Source organism: Cecembia lonarensis LW9 (assembly GCF_000298295.1).
Taxonomy (GTDB): Bacteria; Bacteroidota; Bacteroidia; order Cytophagales; family Cyclobacteriaceae; genus Cecembia; species Cecembia lonarensis.
In genome coordinates this window covers 52,950-79,024 of sequence record NZ_AMGM01000010.1, presented here as the reverse complement: position 1 = coordinate 79,024, position 26,075 = coordinate 52,950, and the positions used below count along the sequence as shown (strand labels likewise).

Below are 26,075 nucleotides of genomic sequence, written 5' to 3'. Positions count from 1 at the left end.
TTTAGTACCATATATTGTTTTCAAAATCATCCTCTTCCCAATTGTATTCACTCCATTCAGCCAGTATGATTTCATCCAAAATATCATTAGGGTTTTCAGCCAACATCAATACATCTTCTACTTGCCAGTAATCTGCGTTGATATACCTGTCAATTTCCTGACTGATGTTATTGGTTTCTGTTGCAGTTGATTGACCGACATCATTCAGGAAATAAATACCAAGGCCTAAAACCAATACCGCTGCTGCAGCATATTTTTTAAATACAGAAATCTGCTTGACTTTCTCCCGTTCATGCCGTTGCAGTATCTGTTCGGATAATCCATCAAAATATCCGTCAGGTGTATTGTAAATGTTTTTTTTGCTGATATTATCCATAATTCTTTTATTAGACAATTGTTATGGTTCAGGGTTTATTCTGAACGTAATTCATTTTCTATTTTTTTAACGGCATGGTGATAGGACGCTTTGAGTGACCCCACCGATGTATCCGTGATTTTACTGATTTCTTCATAGTTAAGGTCTTCAAAATATTTCAAATTAAAAACCAGCCGTTGCTTATCGGGTAAGTGAAGTAGTGCTTTTTGCAGTTTTCTTTCTATTTCATCACCATCAATCAAAGGTGAATGATCTACATGATGCTTCATCAACTCTTCATGATCCGATAAATCAACAAAAAACCTTTTCTTCTTTTTGGCTAAAAAGTTTAGGCTTTCATTTGTCGCTATCCTGTATAACCAGGTAAATAAGCTGGAGTTTCCCTGAAATTTATTGATATTTTTAAAGGCCTTGATAAAAGTAATCTGGGTAAGGTCATCTGCATCCTCGTGGATGATAACCATTTTTCTGATAAGCGAATATACTTTTTTCTGATAAGTTTCAATGAGCTGCCTGAATCCCAATTCTCTGCTCGCGGGGTTTTTGATGAGATCAAGAAGTTCTTTATCAGTTAAAGTTGTCATCTTCATACTTTTACATAAAAAATAATCGGAGGCTTAACGCACAACTAAAATGCGCCTGAGTAAATTTAAAATAAAAAAGCGGGTTTCCCCGCTTCTATCTTTAGATCTCTAAAATGTAATCCAGGATTCCCGCGTTTTTTCCTTTAGGTCTGGTAACCAAAAGGGGTAATTGGTCATTGAGTTGTATCAAGCGTTCGGCCATACTTCCAATGAAAAGTGCAGTGGCAGCGGTTCTGCCTTTAGCACCAATAATAATAGCATCAGCATTGATTTCTTTGGCTTTTGCTAATATATCCTCTACCGGATCATCATCCTCGTCCTGGGTATAAACAGGGGTAATGGTAATATCCTTGGTGTCAATTTTCCGTATAAATTTTTTGAAGTTGATTTCGGCATGCATTTTCATGATTTCGGTAAATTCTTCATAGCTTTTTCCTGTAAAATGGTAGCCTGAAGGAACCGTAAATACATTTTGACAGACGATCTCTGTATTTATACCATATTTTTCAGCGATCAAAATGGCTTCCTCCATGGCATCCTTGGAGTAATCCGAAAAATCTGAAGGAACCAATAAGCGGTCAATTTTTGGACTGGCATCTTCCGGAATGATCAATAAAGAACAACTTGCTCTCCTTGCCAATCGCTGGGATATGACACCTGTTCCTGGAAGGTTGACCTTTCTCCCTACGATAATCATATCCGCTGATTTTTCGTGGGCCAGTTTGAGTATCTTTTTGGATAACTGTCCTTCCTTGACCACGTAAGAAAATTCTATATCCCCATTTTTCCCAAAACTCTTCTCCACCACAGCCTTCATCTGTGATTTTCGCTCTTCCACCATATTCTCTATCAAGCTGGGGAATTCATTGAGTACCTCTTTGGGAATATTGAGGTTTCTGATGACGTTGGTGAAATAGACTTTTTTGGTTTGATTGGCATTTGCAATAAAAGAAGCAAATCTGACCAAAGTTTCATCCAGTGAGGTCTGGTCCAAACAAACAATAAGTTTCTTGATTTGATACATTTTTCAATAGTGCCTTTTGATGCTGCAAAATTAATGATAATATCTATGAATAAATTTTATTTTTAGAATAATATTTTGATAAATACCAATATTATTTTGATGTAACAGTCAAATATTTTGTGTTGCCAGCCATTTTCATATGGCTCAGCATTATCCGAATAGGAATTTACTCAATTTGATCATAGAAAGGATGCGGAACACATTGTTTTTATGTAAGTGGAAAGTTTTTGCCTTGATTGTCAAGTTTAAAAAGCTCCTTTTTTGCTGGATGGGGAAATTGAACTTTTAAAACCTAACGAAGAGGGATATAATCCGTATATTTGCATAAAGGCTCAGGTCGCTGACATGTTCCAACTTCACAATTAAATTACAATACCGAGTGAAGCCCTTTCCAAAAGCAGGCCTCATCCCATTTTCTTTCAGGATTTGGGACCTCGTATCTCAGGATGCAGGATAACAGTGGACGTTTGCGGAATCCAGGCAGCTCAAATCTTGTCTATAAAGAGGTTTGGTAACACTCTAAGGCCTGAGTCCTTTTATTTTTTGAATCAATTCTTTTTGACTGTCCTTTGCGATTTTTAATGCGATAAGGCCCAACAAATATAAAAATGTGATAAGCAAGGAGCGTAGGAGCAGATCCCAAAATCCGGTGGATAACCAAAATAAAAGGAAGTATTGGAGTACGTATACAAAAAGTCCCAACAAAATAATTTTGAGAATATCTAATGAAAAAGGATCTAGTCCCAATCTGATTTTTACATAGGTGTATTTGATAAGGTTATAGCTAGCCATGGCGATCAGCGATGCCATGGCTGCGCCCTCAATGCCATAGCTGGGAATCAATAGTAAATTCATCAGAATAACGAGGGCACTCATCAACAACGTGGCGGTGATGTTGAAAACATAGTATCGGGAATAAACAATGATTTCTCCGTTGATTGAAAATAAAATATCTATGATTTTGCCCAGACCTATCCAAAATACCACCCATTTACCGGCTTCATAAATTTCTTTGTTGGGTACAAAGTGATAGAGATTATCCACATTAGCCCATATGCCGATAAAAAGCAGGAGACAAATAAGCAGCTGATGAACGGCTACCTGCTTGTAAAGCCGGTCAATTTTTTCCAAACGATTGGCCACAAAATACTCGGAAATAAGAGGCATAACCACTTGGGAAACAGCTCTCCTTGGCATTTCTATCACAATGGCAATGGCAAAACCAATGCTGTACACGGCATTGGCGTCCAAACCAATCATAGCAGCCACCATCAGACTGTCAATTTTCATAATCAGCAAAGAGCCAGTGGTGCCCAAAAAGGTAATCAGGTTATACTTCATAAACTCTCTCCTGAAACCATAAGGAAAAACTTGGAAGTTAAATTCTAATTTGAAAATCCCTAACCTGACCATATAAGCTATCATTCCTGCCAAAGTGAGCAGGTAAATCATTGAAAGTGACCAAATGAGTTGGCTGAAACTCAGCCAATCTTGGAAATAAGCCAAGACGATCAATGAGGCCAGTATTCTCAACAGGACTTCCCTGAAAAAGGTGGGTACAGCAATTTCCAAAAAAGACCGGCAAAAGGCATCTAAAATAGAATTCAAAACAGAAAACAGCATGATCAAAAGTACTACACCAAAAAAATCAAGTACCTCAGGAGAATTGGCAGCAAAGGCAAGTACCAGATAATCCCGTAAGCCTATAAAAATAAGGGCAACCAATACCGCACCGACTAAACTCAGTAGCAGACTCATGGTGAAAAATGAAAACTGCTTCTCTTTGATCCTTGGATAAAACCGTGTGATTCCATTACCTATGCCAAGCTGCGCAAAAGGTACAAGAATCAGCGCCAGGTCCTGCACTGTCCTGAAAAGGCCCAATTGGTCTGGATCAAGAACGTAAGGAAGAAGCCATAATACATTAAAATAACCGATCAGCACACCGAGATAGGAAGAAAAAGTGGTCAGTATGCTTTGCTTGGCGATGATTTTCATACAAAACAAAAATAGGAATAAGACGGAATAATTTCCTTTAAATTAATTTTCATCTTTTTTAGAAATTGGCAATGCCAGTACATTACAAAAAGAACCATGAAAATTAGAGATCGTACTCAACTTCCCTCTTAAGCCAATTTCATATAAGGAATAATTGCGTTGTTTTAAAAAGTTTAAAATATCTTGAGCTTCATAGCCTGCTGCAAGACAAGCTTCTCTGTTGATTTCAATAAGCAATTTGGGTTGAAAGCGATTAAGGGTTTTTTCTGCTCCTTGTAGGACTTGTAATTCAGCACCTTCTACATCTATTTTGATAAAGTCCAGGGATTGACATTTCAAAGCAAGGAGTTGTGCATCAAGGGTATCAAGAGGGATTTTTTGGATCAGGACTTTATGAGATGCAGTTGGAAAAATAGTGTTTACCCCCTCATTATCCCCCTCACGTCCATATAATCTGATTTCTCCTGATTGATTGGATAAGCCCATTTTGATGGGTAGGACAGTATCTTCAAAGTCCGGATTAAGTTTGATGTTTTCAATCAATTGATCATATAGTAGATCCATGGGTTCAAAAGCAATCACTTTTCCTTCCGGACCGATTTTTCTTAATGCCCAAAGGGTATATTCACCTTGGTTGGCTCCAATATCAACAAAAGTGTCTCCCTTCCTCAGGAATTTTTTCAATATAAAAATGGGCCTCCAGTCATGGGCGCCCCTCCAATAAATGGCAGCACCCATGCTTTTGGAAATGTCCACTTCCATGCGCAGTCCTTGAAAGGTAAAAGTACGCAAGGTAGAACTTCCCGATTTAACAGGATACAATTTTCTAAGCAGTTGTACGATGAAGTAACCACCTGGGATGATGTATAGGTTTCTCGAAAATGATGCAAGTATTTTTTCCATCGTGGCTGTATATTCAGTGAGCGTAGGGTAGGGTGTTGAAAAGTAGCGCTTTTCGTACTGCTTTTGAATAGTTGTTGATAATAGTGGAACTCACCTCGTTTTGATGCTCTTGGGTTACTCCGCTTTGTATCCTGCTGATAACCAATTTTTCCAGCAGATTAATGTCCCTGTGCGTCAAAAGAACACCATTGTTTCCTACAATTTCAGGTAGGTTGTTTACTTGGCTGACTATGGGAATACATCCACATAGCATGGCTTCACATAGCGCGCAACCAAATCCTTCAAATGCGGAGAGTTGAAAATAAAATGTGGTTTTTTGATAATATGCCTTCAGCTGCTCAGCTGAAAGCTGACCTAGAAACTGAATGTTTTTTGGTACATCCAGCCCAGAAGGTTTATCCATTCCTGCAATAAAAAATGTACAGGATTCCAGCCTCTTGGCTAACTCTAAAATCAAATCCCCTCCTTTAAGGATATATTGAGGTGCTGAAAGCACCGCCAAAAAACTGTCCGGCTTTTTTTTAGTACCCTTATCCAATTTCCAGAATTCAACATCAAAACCATTGGGAATTACTTGATATGCGGTTTTTAAATTTGGGAAATGCGCCATGAAGCCATTTGTGACCTTGCGCTCTTTCTGTAAAAAGTTGTTTTCTGTAAACACCAATGACTGACTTACCGGTAAAAGCATACTTGCCCATTCATAGGACTTTTTACAGAACCATTTGAGAAGGGGGATTCTTAAGCTACCATAATTTAATGCCGGAATACTGGCACAATCTGTCCCGTGAAGAATAATGTATACTGGCTTGCCAAAAACTTTCCCCAAAATAGCAGGAAAAAATGACCAATATCCACCAAAATGAACCAGGACAAAACTTACCTGTTGGATATGAACCAGGATGTGAAAAAACTGCGCTAAAAGATAAAGCGGTGCTTTGGTTTTTTGGGTCCAATTGTAAGTATTAACAATCAGCTCATATCTTTCAAGTAGCATCATGATGTCCTGACGCACAAAGGACGGGAAAGCAGGTGTTACCAATAAAACTTTTGGCTTGGTCATGTGCCTTTTTTAAGGGTATATACAGTGAAAGCAATACTTCCCACCAACAACAATGCTATCAGGTATTGGAAGATAACGACCAGTGTTTTTGTGTTGTAATAAACCTTAGGCTCAAATGAAAAAATGACTTCGTGACTTCCCTGAGGAACCTGAAGCCCACGCAGTAAATAATTCGCCCGGATGATGGGGCTTTCATTTCCATTGATTGTCGCTATCCAGCCTTTTGGATAATAGATTTCTGAAAATACTACGAGGCCGGCAATATCTGCCTGGACTTTATACACCAATTCATTAGGGCCTCTTTGGATTAATTGTACAGTCCCACTACCAGCAGCTTGCTCACCATATTCCTGTTCGTTAACCGTGGCTACTGTCTTGGTGTCCATGTTTGACACCTGTATGATTTCATCGTCATTGGTGATGACCCCTTGCACGTTTTGAGGAAACCATCCATGTCCATTGGCTTCAGGGTTAAGGAAAACAGCGTTTTCTCCCCTTCCTGCTAGAATATATTTGGCGTTAAGCATATTCAAAGCCTTTAAGCCTTGCCAATCAAATGTGCCATCTTGGGCCTTTTGGACAAAGTCCTGGATTTCAATACCCAATACATTTTCAATTAATTCCTGGTATCTTTTCATTTTGGCACCATGATACCCGCCGATACTATGATGGTAATAACTGGTCCTCGCCTCGTTAAATGGATTGTCGATATTCAATACCCTATAATAATCCTTGTCCCGTAGGATTTTCTCGTCCGCAGGGCTAGGTGCAAAAAACTGCTCGGAAGGGCTGTATTGCATGGCTTCTTCTCCCAAATACCGCCTGTTGATACCCCATAGGTCAATGACCAAGATGATCGCTAGCGCCAACCCGGCAAATTGAGTGGAAATTTTCTTTTTGAGGGCAGCAAAAATCAATCCCCCTGCTAAAAGAATAAAGATTACAGTTTTTAATGCACTGCTGCGCAGTAATGATTTGCGGTCTTCCATTAAGGCGTCTGCCAACCAATTGGGGAAGTTGGTATCTATGGCTGCACGGAAGCTGAACATACCTGCAAATAGCCAGAAGAAGGCAGCCAAACCAGCTGTAGTGCCCAGGGCAATCAGCAGGTTTGTATTGATTTTTTTTATTGCTGTTGATTTAAATAACTGCTCCAGTCCTATACTGCCCATAACGGGGATGGCAAACAGGGTCATGGAAAAAGCCATGGTCACTGCCCGGAACTTATTGTAACCCGGTAAGTAATCAAAAAGTAGGTAATTGAACCATTCAAGGTTTTTGCCCCAAGCAAGTAAAATAGAGAAAAGGGTGATGCCCAGAAATACTGATTTTTCTTTACGAGGCGCATAGAGTAGGCCGATAACAAACAAAAATACCATAATGGCCCCGCCATAAATAGGTCCTCCTGTTCCTGGTTGGTCTCCCCAATAAGTTCGTGCGTTCTTAACAAACTCCCTTGTTTGGGCAGGGTCTACACCGTTGGTTCTGAGTGCCTGTTCTGTGGCTGAATCATCTGGCAATTGCTCCGTACTTCCACCTCCGTAAAGGTAAGGGACCAGTAATGTCAAAGTTTCCAGTTTTCCCTGGGACCAATTGAATGCATAATCTTTGTCCAGACCAGAACCGGCCGATGTGCTAGAAGTGATATTGGAAGGGCCTCTTGTGGAGAAAGGGCTGTATTCTAAAACCGTCATGAACCTGCTCATGTTGGCCCCTATAGCCAGCAAAAGACCCAATGACAGAATACCGACTGCTTTTCCAAAATCTGGAATCGCCTTTTGTTTGATGGCATAGGAGAGTTCACCAACTCCATAAAACAAAACAATCCAAAGCGTATAGTAAGTAATCTGAAGGTGGTTAAACTTAAGTTGCAGCATCATGCCAAAAGCAAAAAGGGCTAGACCTAAGAGGTATTTTCTCTGCATGCTAAGGTGAATTCCTGCTAGAATTAAAGGGATTAAACAGATGGCCCAGATTTTAGCATTATGTCCTGCATCCAAACTGATCAAATGAAAGGTGTTGAATGCAAAAGCGATAGCACCGGGAATAGCAAATTCCGACCTTACTTTAAAACTTAAGAGCAATATGTACATGGCTACCATGCCAAAAAACAAGGAATTGATGGGGTGCGGTAGGCCCAGGGTGATTATTTTAGTCAGGCTGTTGGTAATATCACCCGGCACCTCAAAGCTTACCAGGTAAGCGGGCATTCCGCTAAACATGCGGGAGGCCCACAATGCCTCTTCACCGGTGTCTGCCCTATGGTCAAGGATTTCTTTTGCCGCACCTTCCCATTGGAGGATGTCATATTGGAAAATGATTTTTCCATCAAAAACTATTGGGGAAAAATAAAGTAAAACTACAAGGTAAAAAACGGAAATCCCGATAAGGTGGGGGAGAATGTCTTTTTTGAAATCGATCTGCATTGTATTCTGTTAACGGCTATGCTTAGACAGCCTGCAAATTAGGAATAAATGCGAAAAGCTCTGAGATATCGCGATCAATTCTATCAATTTTCCTTATCAATATTCAGGTAAATGAAGCAAACGCTATGGACTTTCTTAGCTTTTGCCAATGCTTATTCCCTTTTCTTATTCAGCTTTAACCAAATTAATTCCTATTTTTGCCACAAATAGAATACTGGCATGTTTGATAATCTTAGTTTAAAATTAGATAAAGCTTTTAAAACCCTAAAGGGCACGGGTAAAATTACCGAAATCAATGTGGCGACTACGGTCAAAGAGATCAGAAGGGCCTTGATTGATGCGGATGTGAATTATAAAGTAGCCAAGGAAGTTACAGATACCATCAAGGAAGAAGCCTTGGGTAGGGATGTGTTGATTGCCGTTTCCCCAGGTCAGTTATTGATCAAAATCACCCAAGAGGAATTGACCAAATTGATGGGGGGAACAAAAGTAGATGTCAATATTAAAGGAGATCCAGCAGTAGTGTTGATTTCAGGTCTACAGGGTTCCGGTAAAACTACCTTTTCAGGGAAGTTTGCCAGCTTGCTCAAAAAACAGGGCAGACAGGTGCTTTTAGCAGCCTGTGATATTTATAGGCCTGCTGCGATAGATCAGTTAAAGGTCTTGGGAGAGCAAATAGGGGTAGAAGTTTATGCAGAGCCGGAAAATAAAAATGCGCTGGAAATTGCCAGCCGTGCTGTAGAATACGCCAAGAAAAACGGTAAAAAGATCGTCATTGTCGATACGGCCGGTCGTCTTGCCGTGGATGAACAGATGATGCAGGAGATTGAAGCTTTGAAAAAAGCACTCAATCCTTCCGAAACCTTGTTTGTTGTAGATTCCATGACGGGTCAGGATGCGGTCAATACTGCAAAGACCTTTGACGAAAGGCTGAATTTCGATGGTGTGGTTTTGACCAAGTTGGATGGAGATACCCGTGGTGGTGCCGCCATTTCTATTCGTCACGTAGTCAATAAACCTATTAAATTCATCTCTACCGGGGAGAAAATGGAAAATATTGATGTTTTCCACCCTGACAGGATGGCCCAAAGAATTTTGGGTATGGGTGATGTGATATCCTTGGTAGAGCGCGCCCAACAGACCTTTGATGAAGATGAAGCCAAAAGGCTGAATGCTAAGATCAGAAAAAACCAGTTTAATTTTGACGATTTCCTTTCTCAGTTGGAGCAGATCAAAAAGATGGGAAACATCAAAGATTTAATGGGCATGATACCTGGTATGGGCAAGGCGATGAAAGGCTTGGATTTTGATGATGATTCATTCAAGCCGGTAGAAGCCATTATCAGAAGTATGACACCAAATGAAAGGGAAAACCCGGACATCATTGATGGCAGCAGAAGAAAAAGAATTGCCAATGGTAGTGGAAGGTCCATCACTGAGGTAAATAACTTGATGAAGCAATTCTCCGATATGCGCAAGATGATGAAGCAGATGAATAAAATGGGCGGTGCAAAGCGGGCCTTAGGCGGCATGCTTCCCGGTATGGGGAAAAGGTGAGTTGTAGGGGACTAGAGACTTAGGGATTGAGAGAGAGGCTTAGTGAGGGTTCAAGATGTAGAATAGGGAATAGGAAAAAGGTTAAAGGGTTAAATGTGAGATCGGTTAACGCTTAACGTGTTAACAGTTAACCATTAACCGTTAACAGTTAAAAGGTTTAAGTCATTTTAAGCCTGTACCTCTTCCCTGGTAAGGATTGTATAAAACCCTCAAATTCAAGGTTTAATAGCCTGATAGCTAAAGTGGAAACAGAGGTGTTTAGTGCCAAAGCTAACATGTCTATTTCCACTTCTTTTTTTGTTTGAAGCAGGGTAATGATTTCCTGGTCTTCCTCCTCGAATTTAGATAAATCCCAAATGTTGGCACCATTTTGATGAAGTGAATCTTTTGACCAACCCAAACATTCTTCTAAGTCTTTTGGTCCGGTGAAAATAGAGGCTTTCATGCTTTTAATCAGGTTATTACAGCCTTCTGAATAGGTTGCCTGAAGATTACCAGGAACCGCAAAAACTTCTTTATTGTAACTGTAGGCAATTTCTGCAGTGATGAGGGCACCGCCTTTTTTTGCTGCTTCTACCACAATCAAAGCATCCGAAAGCCCCGCAATAATTCTATTTCTCTTGGGGAAGTTTGTCGGGTGCATGACTGTTCCGGGAGGAAATTCACTTAAAACACCGCCTGATTCCAGCATAGCTTCGGATGTAGCCTTATGGGCTGATGGGTAAATTTGATCTACTGATGAACCTAGAACGGCTAAAGTTGGTAATTCCAGCTGTAATGCACAGCGGTGTGCCTCAATGTCAACCCCATAGGCTAGGCCACTGATAACCGTAGGCTGGTAAGGGGCAAGGTCCTCTACGATTTTCTTGGTGATACTCCTTCCATAATCCGTTACATTCCTTGTGCCGACTATGCCTATGGTTCTTGATGTATTGAAATTACTATTACCTTTTTTAAAAAGTACCATAGGACAATCATCTAGGCCTTTTAGTCGCTGGGGAAAATTGGTGTTCGAAAAAGTAATGATGTCAATGTTTTTTTTAATACACTGTGTCATTATGCTATCAGCTTCCTTTAAAAAGTCCTCTTTATGATTTCTCAAGGCAAGAAGGTTTTTGTTGATTCGAGGAACCTTGGAAAGTTTTCCTAAAGGCATTTCGAAAAATTGCTTCGCAGAACCTGTATAAGCCACTATACTCCTATATACTGATGGACCTATTTTGGGGAGTAGGTTCAGGGCGATTTCATACAGCTGTTCATCTTTCTCCTGATTTGGCATGCAGACTATCCCTTATTTCCATTAAAAATTTTCTGATTTGGTGGAGTCTGTCCACCGTGCTGGCTTTGTCAAAAACTTTCTCCTGGTCTTTTTTTATGACCTCTTGCGCACCTTGTAGGGTATATCCTTTTACTTTGACCAATTGAAAGATGTACCGTATTTTTTCTATATCATCCTTGGTGAACCTTCTGTTTCCTTTTTTGTCTTTTTTAGGTCGTATGATATCAAATTCCCCTTCCCAATAGCGAATCAAAGAAGGTGCAACTTTGAACAATGTTGCTACTTCACCTATGGAGTAGTATTTTTTTTCTATTTCACGTTCTTTATAAGGCACAAATGGTAGAGTTTAAATATTGGAAAATCATATGGTCTTCAAACTTGAATATACCATCTTTTTTCAAATTTAAATAATGAAGGGTGACAAGTAAACTAAAATTTAATCGGATAAATTTAAATTACTGAAAATGAGTGATCTATTTTATTAAATATGGCTTTTATGACTTGAAAATTTGAGACATAACCTGCCACTTTTCACCTGATTCCCTGCCGGGAAGGGTTTGCTGATAATGCGACATAAGCTTCTCCCATTCCTGAACCTTTGGATTGGCAAGATCAGCCTTACTTTTTGCTTCAAAAGAAAAACCATCATCTGTTTCCATGATCATAAACAGCCTGTTTTCCCATCGGTAAATTTCCATAGATGTGATGCCTGAATCCTTGATACTTTTCAGAATTTCGGGCCAAACTTTTTTATGGTGGGCTTCATATTCCTGGATCAGTTGGGAATCATTTTTTAAGTCCAGGACAAGACAGTATCGCTTCATGATTGAATTTTATTTAATGGTTATTCTTTTGGCAATTGAAAACAATATTCAAAATAGCTTTTTATATTGGAAATCTGAATTTGGAATGGATTTATGCGTGGTAAGGTTTTTCATGTATGTTTTTTGCTATGCCTGTTGGTTTTGATGGAGCAAGTAGCCTACGGTCAGCTGTCCACCGTCGGAAAAGCATTTCGATTTGGTTTTATGGAAAACAACCGGGTGATCAATTACAATAACCCTGATAACTCAGCGCTTGATTATGGAATTGTATTGATCACTGCAGCAGAAGATGCCGAAGGTTTTATCCAATACCAGAATACCAGGATAGATTTTAGCTTACAGGAAGGGCAGGAGTTTTTTTACAAAATTGAAGATGAGGACATGTTGGTCCGTACTTCCGGGGTGATAGAAAATAAAAGCGTATATGTTCAGTCTTCAGGAAATATATCCGTGTACGCGTTTAATGAAAGGATAAGGTCTGCCGATGGAACGGTAGTTTTACCCATTGCCTCATTGGGAAAAGAATATTATGTCACTTCCCATTTTGAAATAATGACGGCTAATACGGCTTACAATTATGCACCTAATGTAAATGATGAAAGCCTTTTTATGGTGGTTGCAGTCGAGGACAATACCCAAATAGAAATTACGCCCTCGGTTTTTACATTATCAGGAAACCAGCCCAATGTACCTTTTACCATTACCTTGAATGCCGGTCAGAGTTACCAGGTCAAATCAAAGGCCGACCTGACAGGTACCAGAATTAGGGTGATAGGAGATAATCCGGCAGATTGTAAGAATATTGCTGCTTTTGGAGGTAATAAATGGACCAGTGTTGGCAATTGTGGCGGGGCCAATGATCATTTGTTTCAACATTTGTATCCCATTAAAACCTGGGGTACTGAATACCTCCACGTTTCCATGGCCGGTAGAAGTTCCGGTGAACTTGTAAAAGTGGTCGCTGCTGAAAATAACACCAATTTGTTCGTTGATGGACAAAATGTAGGAGTATTGAATGCAGGGGAGTACTTAACCTTAGATTTTGGCCCGGACCTGGTCAAAAGTATAAGCAGTAGTAAGCCGACGGCTGTCACTGTTTTTTCAAAAAGCCAGGAATGTAATCAGCCCAATGCTCCTTTTTATGGGGATGGAGATCCTTTTATGATCAGTTACAGCCCAAACCAACAGTTACTGACATCTGTGACATTCAATGCGATAAAGCTTCCGGTAGTTACCGCCCATTACGTCAACGTCATTGTCAGGACAAACACTGCCGGACTTACCTTCTTAGATGGTCAAAACATAGGCAACAGATTTGCACCTTTTCCTCAGTCACCTGATTTTTCTTATGCAAGAATCAACATTGCACAAGGGGTACACAGGTTGAGGAATAATGATGGATTTATTGCCTATGTCTATGGTTTTGGAGATGTGGAGTCTTATGGATATGCGGCTGGGGCGAGTTTGAATAACCTTAATTTTGAAGTTAGCCCGATTTATGAGTTTGAAGTTGAAGGGGATAGGGTTGCGTGCTTGAACCAAGAAGCATCCTGGGAAATCATCCCTGAAAATGATGTTTTTACGTATTTTTTGTGGGATTTTGGAGATGGATCTGTTCCTAAGGAAGGTCAAAACGTGCAGCATACTTTTACTGAAAAGGGACAGTTTGAAGTTAAGGTTATTGCCTCCATTAGTCCCAATAGTTGTGACCAACAGGAAGAGGTAATATTTACTGTAGAGGTGAATGAAATAAGTGGGGAAATTTCGGGAATAGCATCGGCCTGTCCCGAAGTGGAAGAGCTTCTATATATTTTTGAGAGTGCAGATGCGTTTTCTAAGGTTACCTGGAAAATAGAAGGGGGAGAAGTTTTGGAAGTCAATGAAGCGGCAGGCACTGTCAGGGTTAGGTGGGGGGCTGCCAATCCGGATGCCTCCATTCTGGCCATACCCTTTACCTTGGAAGGTTGTCCTCAGCAGGAAGTTATAATGCCTGTAAGGATAAATCAGGTGATCCAATCCGAAATACCCGAAGGTACTACCCAAGTTTGTTTTGACCCTGATCAGATTTATGAATATGTCGTCCCCAATGCTTTACAAAGCAGGGGTTATGAATGGTTTGTCGAAAACGGAAGACTCATTGAGGCTTCAGCCGGTAAGGCAAGGATTGCATGGGAAAACCCTTCTGTCATGGGAAAGGTCTCTTTTAGGGAGTTCAGTTTAACAGATGAATTATGTGAAGGAAACTCTCCTGTTTTGGAAGTTAGGGTGAATGGAATTTTTGAATTTTTAGAACCGGAAATTGCCGATCTTTCCTGTTTCGGAGACAATTCAGGAGTCATTAAATTAAATCTCAGTGGGGGAATTCAGCCTTTACAATACCTTTGGAGCCATGACGAGAATTTAAATGCCCCCGAAGCCAATGGACTGCATGCCGGCAATTATACCGTTCAAGTGAAAGATGCTTCAGGCTGTGAGATATTCTCTGGGGAATTGCTAATCAAGCAACCCGCACAATTGGAAGTAGGGCGTGTAGAAAATGTAGCTATTTCCTGCTTTGGAAAGGCTGATGGTAGCGCTAAGGTATGGATAGCTGGAGGTGTGGCTCCCTATACCGTGGATTTTGATGCAGCCCGCATTGATGAAAATGAAATCTTTTTTGATAACCTCGAAGGCATAAGCTACGATTTAGAAATCAAAGACGCCAATGGTTGCTCTGTTCCTCTGAGACTCGATATTGATTCACCTGAACCTGAAACTGTCATTGTGCAGCTTCAAAAGCCCAGTTGTCCCGGCGAATCCAACGGAGAACTGCTTATCCTTCCTGAATCTATTTTTTCACCCTTTACCTACAGTTGGGAGTTTGATGCGTCAAACGGTATACAACTCACAGGTTTATCCCAAGGCATTTATCCGGTTGAAGTCACAGACAGCCGTGGCTGCATATCGGTTGGCGTAGGTGAAGTAAAGGAAGCAGCGCCCCAAATCAGGATGCCAACAGGATTTTTGCCGGGAGATGGATTGTTTAGCGGTGTTTCCAATTGCGAAGTAGAATTTGTGCTGACAGTTTACAACCGATGGGGACAAATGGTTTATTCCGGCAGGCAAGGTTGGGATGGGACCATCAAGGGAGAACCTGCTCCATTGGGATCTTATTCCTATATGTATCAATATACCTTTGTTTTGGATGATCAATTTCAAACCAAAGAAATACGGGGTATTTTTACGCTTTTACAATAATTAGATAACCTTTTAGCGTGTAAAATGATTATTCTATAAAAATCATTTGATGTTCCCTAGGCCAGAGGGCTTTTTCTAAGAATTTTATTGATAAATTGGACCATCAGTCAGTAGATTGAAAATGAGGATTCGTGAAGTTTTAATTATCGTTTTTATTTTCGGGTTCTTACCGAAAGTTGATTTATTGGCCCAATCCACCACAATTGGCCGGGAATTTTTTGTTGGCTTTATGGAAAATCATAGGGTAACACCCAACAGGATCGATCAGGCCACCCTTTTGATTTCTGCCGAAGAAGATGCTGAGGGTTTTATAGAATATCCCAACAACCGAATTCCCTTTTCTATTAAGCAAGGGGAGCAGTTTGTGTATGAGTTTCCTACCACTGGAGTAGATGTGATACACAGAAGTTCAAGAATAGTTGAAGACAAGGGAGTCTATGTCTTTTCTAATGGAAACATAGCGGTTCATGCATTTAATTTCAGGGAAAGAAGTGCAGATGGCACAGTGGTACTGCCATTGTCCTCCATTGGTAAAGATTATTGGGTGACTGCCCATTATGAACGGTTTGCTGAAGGTACAAACCCAGGTAACAATAGAAATTTTGAAAGCACCTTATTAATAGTGGCCACAGAGAATGATACTAAAGTTGAAATCTTGCTGTCAGCACAGAGCCTTGATCCGGTACCTGTTCCTCCTGGTTCCACTTTAACCATAGACCTTAACCGGGGAGAGAGTTATCAGATAAAGGCAGTAGGTGATCTCACAGGTACAAGGGTTAAAGTAATAGGCTCATCGGAAGATGATTGTAAAAATATTGCTGTATTTGGTGGAAATAAAATGACATCTGTTGGGCTTGACTGCGAAAATGCGTCAACCGGAGATCACCTGTTTCAGCAAATATATCCTACTTATTCATGGGGTAAGGAATACATCCATATCCCTTTGGCGGGAAGGACATCCGGTGAAATGGTAAAAGTTTTGGCCGCTGAGAACAACACCAAGGTATTTATCAATGGCCAAGAAAGGGCTAGTTTAAACGCAGGTAAATTTACTACATTTTCGTTTGGTAGAGAAGAATTGGCCTCCATTACAGGAGACAAGCCTATTGCCGTTACGGTTTTTGCAAAAAGTTACATGTGCAATATTCAGGTTGGACCAGGTGCCAGTGATGGGGACCCCACCATGATTACCCTAAGTCCCAACCCACAAATGATTAAAAGGACTGTTTTTTCCTCTGTCGGTGTTGTGGGCATTGTAGATCATTTTGTTAACATATTGGTGCCCATAAATGCTGTCAATCAGACCGTTTTGGATGGGGTAAATGTGGGTAATCAATTTAATCCTGTACCGGGAAATCCCAATTATGCCTATGCCCAAATTAAAGTTGAGGAAGGTAGTCATACACTTTTAAATCCAGAGGGTCTTATTGCATATGCCTATGGTTCAGGCTTTATTGAATCTTATGGTTATTCAGCAGGCGCCAGTCTTAATAACCTTAATTATGAAACAGAAGTAGCCTATGATTTTGAGGTTTTCGGAGAAAATGTAGCCTGTCTTGGAGAAAATGGGTCTTGGACCGTCATGCCCAGGAATCCCAAGTTTGAAATTTTTGAATGGAATTTTGGTGATGGTTCCGAAGTCAAAGAGGGAAAAACGGTCGATCATGTATTTGATAGCCCGGGAAAATACCAAGTGAAAATAGTTGCCTTAACCGGGAATATGGCTTGTGATGAGATAGAAGAAGCTTTCTTCGATGTGGAAGTATTGGAAACATTTGGTGAAATAGAGGGGCCTGAGAGTGTTTGTCCGGAAATTGACGAGGCCATTTATGTCTTTGAAAATCCTCTCAACGTAAATAAAGTGCTTTGGGACGTAGCGGGAGGAGAGATTCTGGAATCGGATGATTTTTCAGTTCGGATCCGATGGGGGGGATTCAACCCTGATGCAAAAGTTTTTGCTATTCCTGTAACCGAACAGGGCTGCCTAGCCCCTGAAAAAGCTTACGATGTGCTGGTCAATGAGTTCATAGAGCCCGGACTGGCTAAAGGTATCAGTCAGGTTTGTTTTCAGGAAGGGATGACCTACAATTATGAAGTCAAAGACCGTTTGCCAAACCGCAAATATGCATGGTTTATCAACGGTGGGACAATCCTTTCTGACCCTTCGGCCCCTGAAGTAGAGGTTGACTGGGGACCTGTCGGCACGCAAGGTGAAATCTGGTACGAGGAATTGAGTGAAATCAACCTTTCCTGTGTAGGGGAATCCAAGAAACTTGAAGTTACGGTCAACCCCCCTTTGATGGCGGATATCGCCGAGCTGACGGCATTTATTTGTCCCGGTTCAGCCGATGGTTTTATACGTTTGAATGTGACTGGAGGAAGCGGTCAATACAACTTCAAATGGAGCCACGATCCGGACTTAGATGCTCCTTTGGCTGAGGCCTTAAACCCGGGGTTTTATGAAGTTTTGATCATCGATACAGGGGGCTGTGAGATTTTCCTTGAACAACTTGAAATCAAGGAGTCTGAGCCTATGGAGTTGGTGGGTAACCCTGCCATTGTAGATGCAAGTTGTTATGATAGTGTCGATGGTTATGTGAGTTTTAACATAAAAGGAGGCCTCCCTCCATACAGGGTAGATGAAGAGAAAGTGTTGGTCATGGGAGGTTCTATTCAAATATTTGACCTGGAAAGGGGTGATTACACCTTTAAGGTTATCGATGCGGCCAAATGCATATTTGAGTTGGAAGTAAGTATAGGCTCTCCGGAACCTATAAAAGCACTTACTGATATAGAAAAAATTGCTTGTCCAGGTATTGCAAGCGGAATACTCAGTGTAATTCCGGAAGGTGGCACAGCACCTTATACCATAACCTGGGAATGGGATGGTTCAACGGGTCCGTCTCTTCGAGATATTCCAGCGGGTATTTATCCTTTTACTGTGACTGATGCGAATGGCTGTAGCCAAAATTTCATTGGAGAAATGAATGAAGGGGTTCCCCAATTGCGTATGCCTACCGGCTTCATTCCTTCAGATGGCCCATTTATGGGTGTGAGTAATTGTGCCATTGATTTTAAATTGATGGTTTATAACAAGTGGGGACAATTGCTTTTTGCAGGTGACACTGGCTGGGATGGCCTCATAGATGGGGAAGATGCACCGAATGGCACCTATTCTTACATGATTGAATATTTCTTTACTTTGGATGGTCAGGGTAAATCAAGACAACAAAGGGGTATTTTTACTTTAATCAGATAAAACCTTTATAATTGCACTTTAATATTTGTTTATATGAAAAAAATTTTGATCACTGGTGGAGCCGGGTATATCGGTTCCCATACGGCAGTAGCATTGGTCAATGCTGGTTTTGAGCCGATAATCATAGATAATTTTTCCAATTCAAATAAGTCTGCTTTGATTGGAATAGAGACAATCCTGGGAAAAGCACTTAAATGTTATGAAGGGGACTGCAATGACAAGGCCCTCATGCAGCGTATTTTTGCTGAAAATCAATTTGAAGGCGTGATTCATTTTGCAGCATACAAAGCAGTAGGGGAGAGTACGCAGCTACCCTTGAAATATTATACCAACAACATTGACTCCTTATTGATTCTGTTGGAGACTATGGTCGATTTTGGCGTCAAAGAACTGGTTTTTTCTTCAAGTTGTACGGTATATGGCCAACCGGATATATTACCTGTAAGTGAAGAAACGCCCCGTCAGGAAGCTGAGAGCCCTTATGGTAATACCAAAAAGATCTGTGAGGATATTTTGAGAGACTATATCAAGAGCGGTATTGCCAGCAGGGTCATCTCCTTGAGGTATTTCAACCCTGTAGGAGCTCATCCTTCGGGTGAAATTGGTGAGTTGCCATTGGGAGTTCCTAACAATCTGGTTCCCTTTATCACCCAGACAGCGGTTGGTATCAGGGAAAAACTTACCGTTTTTGGCAGTGACTACGATACGCCTGATGGCAGTTGTATCAGGGATTATATTCACGTGATGGACCTGGCTGATGCCCATGTCAAGGCACTGGAATACCTATTCAGGCAAAAGGATAACTTTTACGATTTGTTCAATGTAGGCACCGGTAAAGGGAATACCGTATTGGAAGTCATCAAAACTTTTGAAAAAGTCAGTGGAAAGCCTCTGAATTACCATATCGGGCCAAGACGTCCGGGTGATATAGAAAAGGTTTGGGCCAATACAGACAAGATCAATAAGGTTCTTGGCTGGCAGGCCCAATACAGTCTAGAAGATTCCCTTAGGGATTCCTGGAACTGGCAGCAAAAGCTGGGGGAGCGGGAATAAACCCGGTCCTCCTGTCCATGTAAACCTCTTTAATGGCTTCAAGATAAGCAAAACCATGTCCTTCTGTTGGCTCAATGTAATTACCTTCAAGGTATTCATTCCAGCAGCAAATCATGATGGTATTTCCATTGGTAGGTTTGTACTTTTCCGAAATGGTGCGTGCCTCTTCTAACTTAGCTTTGAAGGTGGCTTTGTTGCTATGTACCCGATCTTTCTGGGGTTCTGAAGGAAAGCCAGTCTGTTGGGGCCAGGTACCACCGGCGGGGCGCATGTCCCAACCCATTGCTACGGGTACTTGGTATTCAAAATTGGGGTCATTTTTAAATTGTTCAGCCCATCGGTTCCAATGCCCTTGGTAGGTTTTGCGCATGTCCGCAAAACTCTTATTGTCCAGTTCAAAGAAGTTGTGGTATACATAGGCTGTCAGTCCTTCAAAGCCCATGTTTTTTAACCTTGGAACGTAATCCTGAAAAAGTAAGCGGTCAGTATATCTGCCTCCTTTCCAGGGTTCCCGGCTGTTATTGGGCCTCCATCGGGTAGGCATGCCGTACTGTCGCTCATTGGGCATCATCGCTCCAGATGCAACCGCAATAAATTTGATCCCTTTCAGGCCATTTTTGATGGCCAATGCCTTTGACCTGTCCAATAATTCCTTCATGCTGATACCATAAAAGGAGGCTCTGGACTCCGTATCTTGTGGGAAATAAAAATACACAATAGGGCGGCCGTCAGGATCTTTTAGATAATCTTTCCTTTTGAAATATTTGTCAATCCACAACTGGGTAATTTTATCATGCACCTGTAAGTAGAGGTTCCTGTCAGGTTTTTCCCCAGGAAAGTTTCTGCCTGCTGCCATACTTTCAGGAGAACCCAGGTCCAGCCATAATTTCCACCTTTCATCACTGTCATCACACCAGTTGATGGCCCACTTCATCTGTTTATCAGCTGGGAGCTTCTCATTTTCCTGTAATAAGACGGTCAGTTGATCCGACCATTCCTCGAGGCCGGGGACAGCCACCCTGCCATCGCGGTTAGGGTCAATTTTCCAACCTTCCGGGTAGTAAATTTTGGACTGAGGGCCAAAATACAAATGATAGTAGTAGTGTCTTCCAAAAAACCAATTGTAGGCAAAAAAATCAATACCATAATTTTTCATGTACTCCAATTGCTTCTTCGCTGTTTTGGGGTCATCCCTTTTGTAGAAGCCGCCCAAGCTGGCATGAGGTTTTCTCTCCAAAAAAGGTCCTTCATAGGGATATTGCCTGTTATAGATCCTTCCCCTTGGCCCCCATATGCCGGGGTTTTGTAAGCTTGAACAATCTTCTCTGCCTGTTAGACAGGACCAGAAACTGTCCACATCCCGTTTAGGGTCCCCGGAGGTATTCCAAGAAGGCATGAAATAGACACCTACAAGGTGGCCTGCTTGCTGCTCGTTGGAAGCTACTCTTGCGGCCTCATCAAAAATAACCGGAGCTTCAAAATCCGGATTTTGCTGAACAGTGGGCTCAGGTGTTGGAGATGTTTGCTCATTGGTACCTGTAGAAGTAAGTTTTTTGAGTTTTTCTTCGCAACTTCCAGGGTCTACCGCGAGGATAATGGCAAAAAGTAAAAAAGAAGAAAATAGCTTCATGGCTGTTTTAATTTTGGTTAAACAAAAAAGAAACTAATCAAATATAAAAAAACCGTGATGCTTTTGCACCACGGTTAATGTTTTATTTTTCAAGCAGTTTATTTTCTCCCAATGGATTTTTTGGCTGCTTTGACGATGTTGTCTGCATTTAAGCCATATTTTTCCAAGAGTTGGGTAGGTGTTCCGGATTCACCAAAAGCATCATTTACACCTACGTATTCCAATGGAGCTGGGTGGTTTCTAGTCAATAACTGAGCGATGCTGTCGCCTAGGCCACCATTTACCTGATGTTCTTCGGCTGAAACTGCACAACCTGTTTTGGTAACAGACTCAAGGATAGCAGCCTCATCCAAAGGCTTGATGGTATGTATATTGATCACTTCAGCAGAGATGCCCTCTTCCCTGAGCATGGCTTCGGCCACAATGGCTTCCCATACCAAATGTCCGGTGGCAAAGATGGTCACATCGGTTCCCTCGATCATTTTGATGGCTTTGCCAATTTCAAACTTTTGGTCAGCTGCTGTGAAGATAGGCCAGCTAGGGCGTCCAAATCTCAAATAGGCGGGACCATGATGGTCCACCAAAGCCAAAGTCGCTGCTTTGGTTTGGTTATAGTCACATGGGACAATAACGGTCATGTTTGGGAGCATTTTCATCATGCCCACATCTTCCAAAATCTGATGCGTGGCACCATCTTCGCCTAAGGTAAGGCCTGCATGTGAAGCACAGATTTTGACATTTTTTTCGGAGTAGGCCACAGATTGACGGATCTGGTCGTAAACCCTCCCGGTTGAGAAATTGGCAAAGGTACCTGTAAAAGGGATTTTTCCGCCGATGGTCATGCCTGCCGCCAAACCGATCATATTGGCTTCTGCAATACCTACCTGGAAAAATCTCTCCGGAAATTCCTTTTGAAAGGCACCCATTTTTAATGAACCGATAAGGTCAGCGCATAAGCCCACTACATTGGGGTTTTTCCTGCCTGCCTCCAATAATCCATCTCCAAATCCTGAACGGGTATCTTTTTTCTCGGTATATGTGTATTTTAAATCTAAGGTCTTTTCCATTTTAATAGTCTCCAAGTGTTTCTTCTAATTGTCCCAAAGCATTTTCCAGTTGTTCATCATTCGGAGCTACTCCGTGCCACTTATGTGTACCAACCATGAAATCTACGCCATAACCCATTTCTGTGTAGAGTAGAATCAGTACAGGTTTTCCTTTTCCTATAAGCGATTTGGCCTTGGTCAATCCTTCCAAAACAGACTCTATTTCATTCCCCTTTTTAATATCGATCACTTCCCAGCCAAAAGCTTCATATTTGGCCCTTAGGTTTAACAGGTCCATTACTTTTTCAGTAGGCCCATCAATTTGCTGACCGTTATAATCCACTGCAGCAATCAGGTTGTCAATTTTGTAATGGGCTGCATACATGGCTGCCTCCCAAATTTGTCCTTCCTGCTGCTCACCATCTCCCATCATGACATAAACTACTCTGTCATCCTGGTTGAGTTTTTTGGCCTGTGCTGCTCCAATGGCTACAGAAAGACCTTGACCTAATGAGCCGGAGGCAATTCTTACGCCCGGCAAACCTTCTTCCGTCGCCGGATGTCCCTGAAGCCTGGAGTTGATTTTCCTGAAAGTTCCCAATTCATCTGTGCTGAAGTAGCCGGTTCTGGCCAATACACTGTACCAAAGTGCAGAGACGTGGCCATTGGATAAAAAGAACAGGTCTTCACCTTTTCCGTCGATGTCAAAGCTGTTGTTGTGCTCCATTTCTTTGAAATATAGCGCCACAAAATACTCTGTCAGACCTAAGGCTGCTCCTGGATGTCCCGATTGTACGGCATGTACCATGCGGAGACAATCCCTTCTTACTTGAGAACAGATTTTCTTGAGTTGATCGATTGATTGTGTTTCCATTGGATTGGAATTATTTGAGAATTTGATTTGTATGCTCTTTGGTTTTCACTTTGTCAATAATCTCTTCCAATTTACCTTCCTCATCGATGACAAAGGTGGTTCTGGCAGTTCCCATGTACTTTCTGCCATACATGGATTTCTCTACCCAGGTACCATAAGCTTCATGTACTTTGAGATCCTCATCTGCGATAAGGGAGAAAGGCAAACCTTGTTTTTCGATGAATTTTTGGTGAGATTTTTCAGAATCAGAACTGACACCTAACACTACATATCCTGCATTTTGTAAGGCTTCGTAATTATCCCTAAGGTTACAGGCCTGAGCAGTACATCCAGGGGTATTGTCTTTAGGGTAAAAATAAAGTACAACCTTTTTTCCTTTAAAATCCGATAACTTGATCAAATTTCCATTTTGGTCCTTTGCTTCAAAGTCAGGTGCTGTGTTTCCTACTTCTAGTGACATTTTTCTATTTTTTTTAAGGTGAATAATTTAATTAATGACCGCGGTATACCGGGCTTCGTTGCCTGCCATATCACGTACTTTCAATAAAACTTCTCCCTTCAAAGGTTGTTTATCCAATTTTTCAGACCAGATCAGATTTTGCTTGTGCTCATAGCGCATCAGGAGCCATTTTCCATCCACATAAGCTTCAAAGTCCCTGATTCCTGATTTGTCATCCCTGATCAGAAAACGAATTTCTTCTCTATTGATGCGGACAGGGCGAATGCTTGGCGCAGTTCTATCTTCTTCCAGCACAAAAGTACCAAAATTTCTGGTTTTGAAACGGATATCTTCACCTTCCCATTCACCACCAACAAAACTTTTCCGTCCATTACCTGCCTGAAAATAGACATGAGTGAATGTTGAAAGCTCTGTTTTGCCAGGATTTTTCCACAATACTTCCATGTTGGCCTGGAGGTATTCCTGTGGGCTGTTGATCCTGATTTTGGTATTGTTAGTTTTTTCTATCCGTAAAAACAGATCATCAAGCATACTGTTTTCAGCAAAATGAATAGCAATGTCCCGGTTGGCAAAGAAAATTTCCTTCCCAAAAGGAATTTTTTTAACCACTGAGGTTTTTAGGATTTCTGTGCACAAATCCACAGAGTCAGGGATACCAAAATTCATGTCCCAAAGGTATATGCGCTTTCCCTGTTCCATGTATGCAGGTGGCAGCTCCATTTCCCGGCTGTTGACATAGACCCTAGCCAAATTACCAAAATAGGAGGGAGCAGCCTCTATTTTCATGATTTCCCGGTGGTAGCTTACCTGGGTCCTTCCACTGCTGTTCACATTTGCAGGGCTGAAGAAATGTTTAGGCTCTTCCCCTTCCATTTGGAAGGACAAAGCCCTGCCATTACCAAAGAAATCTATCATCTGAACGGTGACTTCACTATGTTCGCCCGGTAGCAACCCAATCAGTCCAGCGCCCAAACTGTCCGGCCGGTACAGCTGCATGGGATTATTGGGCTCTAAGTACAGTTTGATAAAGCGGTTTTGATGGGTATGCTGTAGCAAGAAACGGGTATGTGCAAAATCTACATGGTCCACATGAACCTTAAACCTGTTTTTGCCTCCTTCCCAAAGTTCGTAGGTAGGCACACCAAAAATATTGTTGACGCCATCCATACGGTCAATGGCATAGACTTCCACACCTATCTTTCCGGTGATTTTAATCGGTTCCCTGAGTACATAACGGCCACCTTCCAAAACGGGATTGAATTCCTGTCGCTGGAACTTGCCATTCACACGGGAATCAAGCCCTATAGGCCTGATGGCTACCCGATAGAGTTGGGGAGGCGTATTATCCACGACCTCAGCAAACCCAAAGCTGAAAGGATCCAAAGCCCTTTCCAGGCTGTCCCGTATTTCAAAGTGCAGATGGGGTCCACCCGAACTGCCGGTATTTCCGCCATTGCCTAGGATTTCGCCCTTTTTGATAGGCAAGGTTTCAGGACTTAGAAAAAGCTCCAATTCATTTTTTTCGGCTTTGTACATTTCCTCCCGCATGAATCGGGAAATTTTGGGAGAAAAGTTCCTCAAATGGGCATATACGGAGGATTGTCCATTGGTATGCTTGAGGTAAATGACATTGCCATAACCATAGGTGGACAATTTGATCCGGTGTACATAGCCATCGCTGATGGCGAGAATAGGTTCTCCATCCACACCTCCGATTTTTACATCTATGCCTGAATGGAAATGATTGGGCCTTATTTCGGAGAAATTACCTGAAAGGGAAGCCCGCTCACCGGGTTTGACGGGAAACAGGTATTCCTGCGCCTGAAGCTTAAAGGAAAAGAATAAAAGAAATACAAGGAGAAACTTACTTGACTTCAAAATCCAAGAGTTTTTTATCCTCAATAAAACCTTCCAACTGGTCGCCGATGTTGACCTTTCCGACGCCTGCAGGGGTGCCAGTAAAGATCAGATCTCCTTTTTTTAGGGTAAAAAACTGCGAAACATAGGTAATGATATCACCAAAGTCAAAAAGCATCATGGAAGTATTGCCCTTTTGACGCAATTCTCCATTGATATGGAGGTGGAAGGCAATATCCTGAAGATTCTGAAATTCATCCACAGGCAAAAAACCTCCAATTGGCGCAGATCCATTAAAGGCTTTGGCAATTTCCCAAGGTAAACCTTTAGTTTTACATTTTTCCTGTAAATCCCTTGCTGTAAAGTCAATACCAATGCCTATTTCCTCAAAATAGCGGTGGGCAAATTGTTTTTGGATGAACTTGCCTTCTTTGGAGATTTTGAGGACCAGTTCTACCTCATGATGGATATTTTGGGAAAAGTCAGGGTGATAAAAAGGGTCTCCATTTTTGAGAAGAGCAGTATCCGGTTTTAAAAAAACCACCGGTTCACTGGGACGCTCATTCTTTAACTCTTCAATGTGTTCGGCATAATTTCTGCCTATGGCAATAATCTTCATGGGTAG

20 protein-coding genes are annotated in these 26,075 nt (G+C 41.6%); 4 read left to right on the top strand and 16 right to left on the bottom strand.

Annotation, left to right across the window (positions count from 1 at the left end):
- Window position 1: 1 nt before the first annotated feature.
- The 7 genes from B879_RS05215 to B879_RS05185 all read right to left on the bottom strand — a co-directional run bounded on the left by B879_RS05215 (window position 2) and on the right by B879_RS05185 (window position 8,374).
- Complete coding sequence (locus B879_RS05215; protein WP_009184105.1) at window positions 2–376, bottom strand: hypothetical protein; 375 nt, start codon at window positions 374–376, stop codon at window positions 2–4.
- A 35-nt stretch (window positions 377–411) separates the two neighbouring features.
- Window positions 412–960 (bottom strand): RNA polymerase sigma factor, encoded by a 549-nt coding sequence (locus B879_RS05210; protein ID WP_009184104.1) that lies wholly within the window; start codon window positions 958–960, stop codon window positions 412–414.
- A 100-nt stretch (window positions 961–1,060) separates the two neighbouring features.
- Window positions 1,061–1,984: a universal stress protein gene (locus B879_RS05205; RefSeq protein ID WP_009184103.1), complete on the bottom strand. Its 924-nt coding sequence runs from the start codon at window positions 1,982–1,984 to the stop codon at window positions 1,061–1,063.
- 519 nt (window positions 1,985–2,503) lie between these two features.
- Window positions 2,504–3,982: an oligosaccharide flippase family protein gene (locus B879_RS05200; protein WP_009184102.1), complete on the bottom strand. Its 1,479-nt coding sequence runs from the start codon at window positions 3,980–3,982 to the stop codon at window positions 2,504–2,506.
- A 42-nt stretch (window positions 3,983–4,024) separates the two neighbouring features.
- Window positions 4,025–4,885 (bottom strand): FkbM family methyltransferase, encoded by an 861-nt coding sequence (locus B879_RS05195; protein WP_009184101.1) that lies wholly within the window; start codon window positions 4,883–4,885, stop codon window positions 4,025–4,027.
- Window positions 4,886–4,898: 13 nt separating this feature from the next.
- Window positions 4,899–5,948 (bottom strand): glycosyltransferase family 4 protein, encoded by a 1,050-nt coding sequence (locus B879_RS05190; protein WP_009184100.1) that lies wholly within the window; start codon window positions 5,946–5,948, stop codon window positions 4,899–4,901.
- Complete coding sequence (locus B879_RS05185; RefSeq protein WP_009184099.1) at window positions 5,945–8,374, bottom strand: YfhO family protein; 2,430 nt, start codon at window positions 8,372–8,374, stop codon at window positions 5,945–5,947. The genes B879_RS05190 and B879_RS05185 overlap by 4 nt, the downstream gene beginning before the upstream one ends.
- A gap of 219 nt (window positions 8,375–8,593) precedes the next feature.
- Between B879_RS05185 and ffh the strand changes: the two genes are divergently transcribed.
- Complete coding sequence (gene ffh / locus B879_RS05180) at window positions 8,594–9,931, top strand: signal recognition particle protein (protein WP_009184098.1); 1,338 nt, start codon at window positions 8,594–8,596, stop codon at window positions 9,929–9,931.
- Window positions 9,932–10,088: 157 nt separating this feature from the next.
- Here ffh and dprA read toward each other — a convergent pair whose 3' ends face one another.
- From dprA to B879_RS05165, 3 genes are all read right to left on the bottom strand, one after another.
- Window positions 10,089–11,210 (bottom strand): DNA-processing protein DprA, encoded by a 1,122-nt coding sequence (gene dprA, locus B879_RS05175; RefSeq protein ID WP_009184097.1) that lies wholly within the window; start codon window positions 11,208–11,210, stop codon window positions 10,089–10,091.
- Window positions 11,188–11,544, bottom strand: a complete 357-nt coding sequence (locus B879_RS05170; RefSeq protein ID WP_009184096.1) for a MerR family transcriptional regulator — start codon at window positions 11,542–11,544, stop codon at window positions 11,188–11,190. Before B879_RS05170 ends, dprA begins: the two co-directional genes overlap by 23 nt.
- A 160-nt stretch (window positions 11,545–11,704) precedes the next feature.
- Window positions 11,705–12,034 carry an L-rhamnose mutarotase gene (locus B879_RS05165; protein ID WP_009184095.1) on the bottom strand — a complete coding sequence of 110 codons (330 nt, stop codon included), beginning with the start codon at window positions 12,032–12,034 and terminating at the stop codon, window positions 11,705–11,707.
- A 93-nt stretch (window positions 12,035–12,127) separates the two neighbouring features.
- Between B879_RS05165 and B879_RS05160 the strand changes: the two genes are divergently transcribed.
- The 3 genes from B879_RS05160 to galE all read left to right on the top strand — a co-directional run bounded on the left by B879_RS05160 (window position 12,128) and on the right by galE (window position 19,583).
- Entirely contained in the window at window positions 12,128–15,271 is a 3,144-nt protein-coding gene (locus tag B879_RS05160; protein WP_009184094.1) for a PKD domain-containing protein, read from the top strand.
- Between the two features lie 121 nt (window positions 15,272–15,392).
- On the top strand, window positions 15,393–18,530 hold the full coding sequence (locus tag B879_RS05155; protein ID WP_009184093.1) for a PKD domain-containing protein: 3,138 nt from the start codon (window positions 15,393–15,395) through the stop codon (window positions 18,528–18,530).
- 33 nt (window positions 18,531–18,563) lie between these two features.
- Window positions 18,564–19,583 (top strand): UDP-glucose 4-epimerase GalE, encoded by a 1,020-nt coding sequence (galE, locus tag B879_RS05150; protein ID WP_009184092.1) that lies wholly within the window; start codon window positions 18,564–18,566, stop codon window positions 19,581–19,583.
- On the opposite strand, the gene B879_RS05145 is transcribed toward galE, so the two are convergent.
- The 6 genes from B879_RS05145 to B879_RS05120 all read right to left on the bottom strand — a co-directional run bounded on the left by B879_RS05145 (window position 19,537) and on the right by B879_RS05120 (window position 26,069).
- The gene (locus tag B879_RS05145) at window positions 19,537–21,213 is read right to left on the bottom strand and encodes a glycoside hydrolase family 99-like domain-containing protein (protein WP_009184091.1); all 1,677 of its coding nucleotides are present in this window, start codon (window positions 21,211–21,213) and stop codon (window positions 19,537–19,539) included. The genes galE and B879_RS05145 overlap by 47 nt on opposite strands.
- A 98-nt stretch (window positions 21,214–21,311) precedes the next feature.
- Entirely contained in the window at window positions 21,312–22,280 is a 969-nt protein-coding gene (locus tag B879_RS05140; protein WP_009184090.1) for a transketolase family protein, read from the bottom strand.
- Window position 22,281: 1 nt separating this feature from the next.
- Complete coding sequence (locus B879_RS05135) at window positions 22,282–23,133, bottom strand: transketolase (protein WP_009184089.1); 852 nt, start codon at window positions 23,131–23,133, stop codon at window positions 22,282–22,284.
- Between the two features lie 10 nt (window positions 23,134–23,143).
- Complete coding sequence (bcp, locus tag B879_RS05130) at window positions 23,144–23,593, bottom strand: thioredoxin-dependent thiol peroxidase (RefSeq protein WP_009184088.1); 450 nt, start codon at window positions 23,591–23,593, stop codon at window positions 23,144–23,146.
- Window positions 23,594–23,620: 27 nt separating this feature from the next.
- Window positions 23,621–25,471 (bottom strand): M23 family metallopeptidase, encoded by a 1,851-nt coding sequence (locus B879_RS05125; protein WP_009184087.1) that lies wholly within the window; start codon window positions 25,469–25,471, stop codon window positions 23,621–23,623.
- Window positions 25,458–26,069, bottom strand: coding sequence for a fumarylacetoacetate hydrolase family protein (locus B879_RS05120; protein ID WP_009184086.1), 612 nt, complete (start codon window positions 26,067–26,069; stop codon window positions 25,458–25,460). Before B879_RS05120 ends, B879_RS05125 begins: the two co-directional genes overlap by 14 nt.
- Window positions 26,070–26,075: the final 6 nt, after the last annotated feature.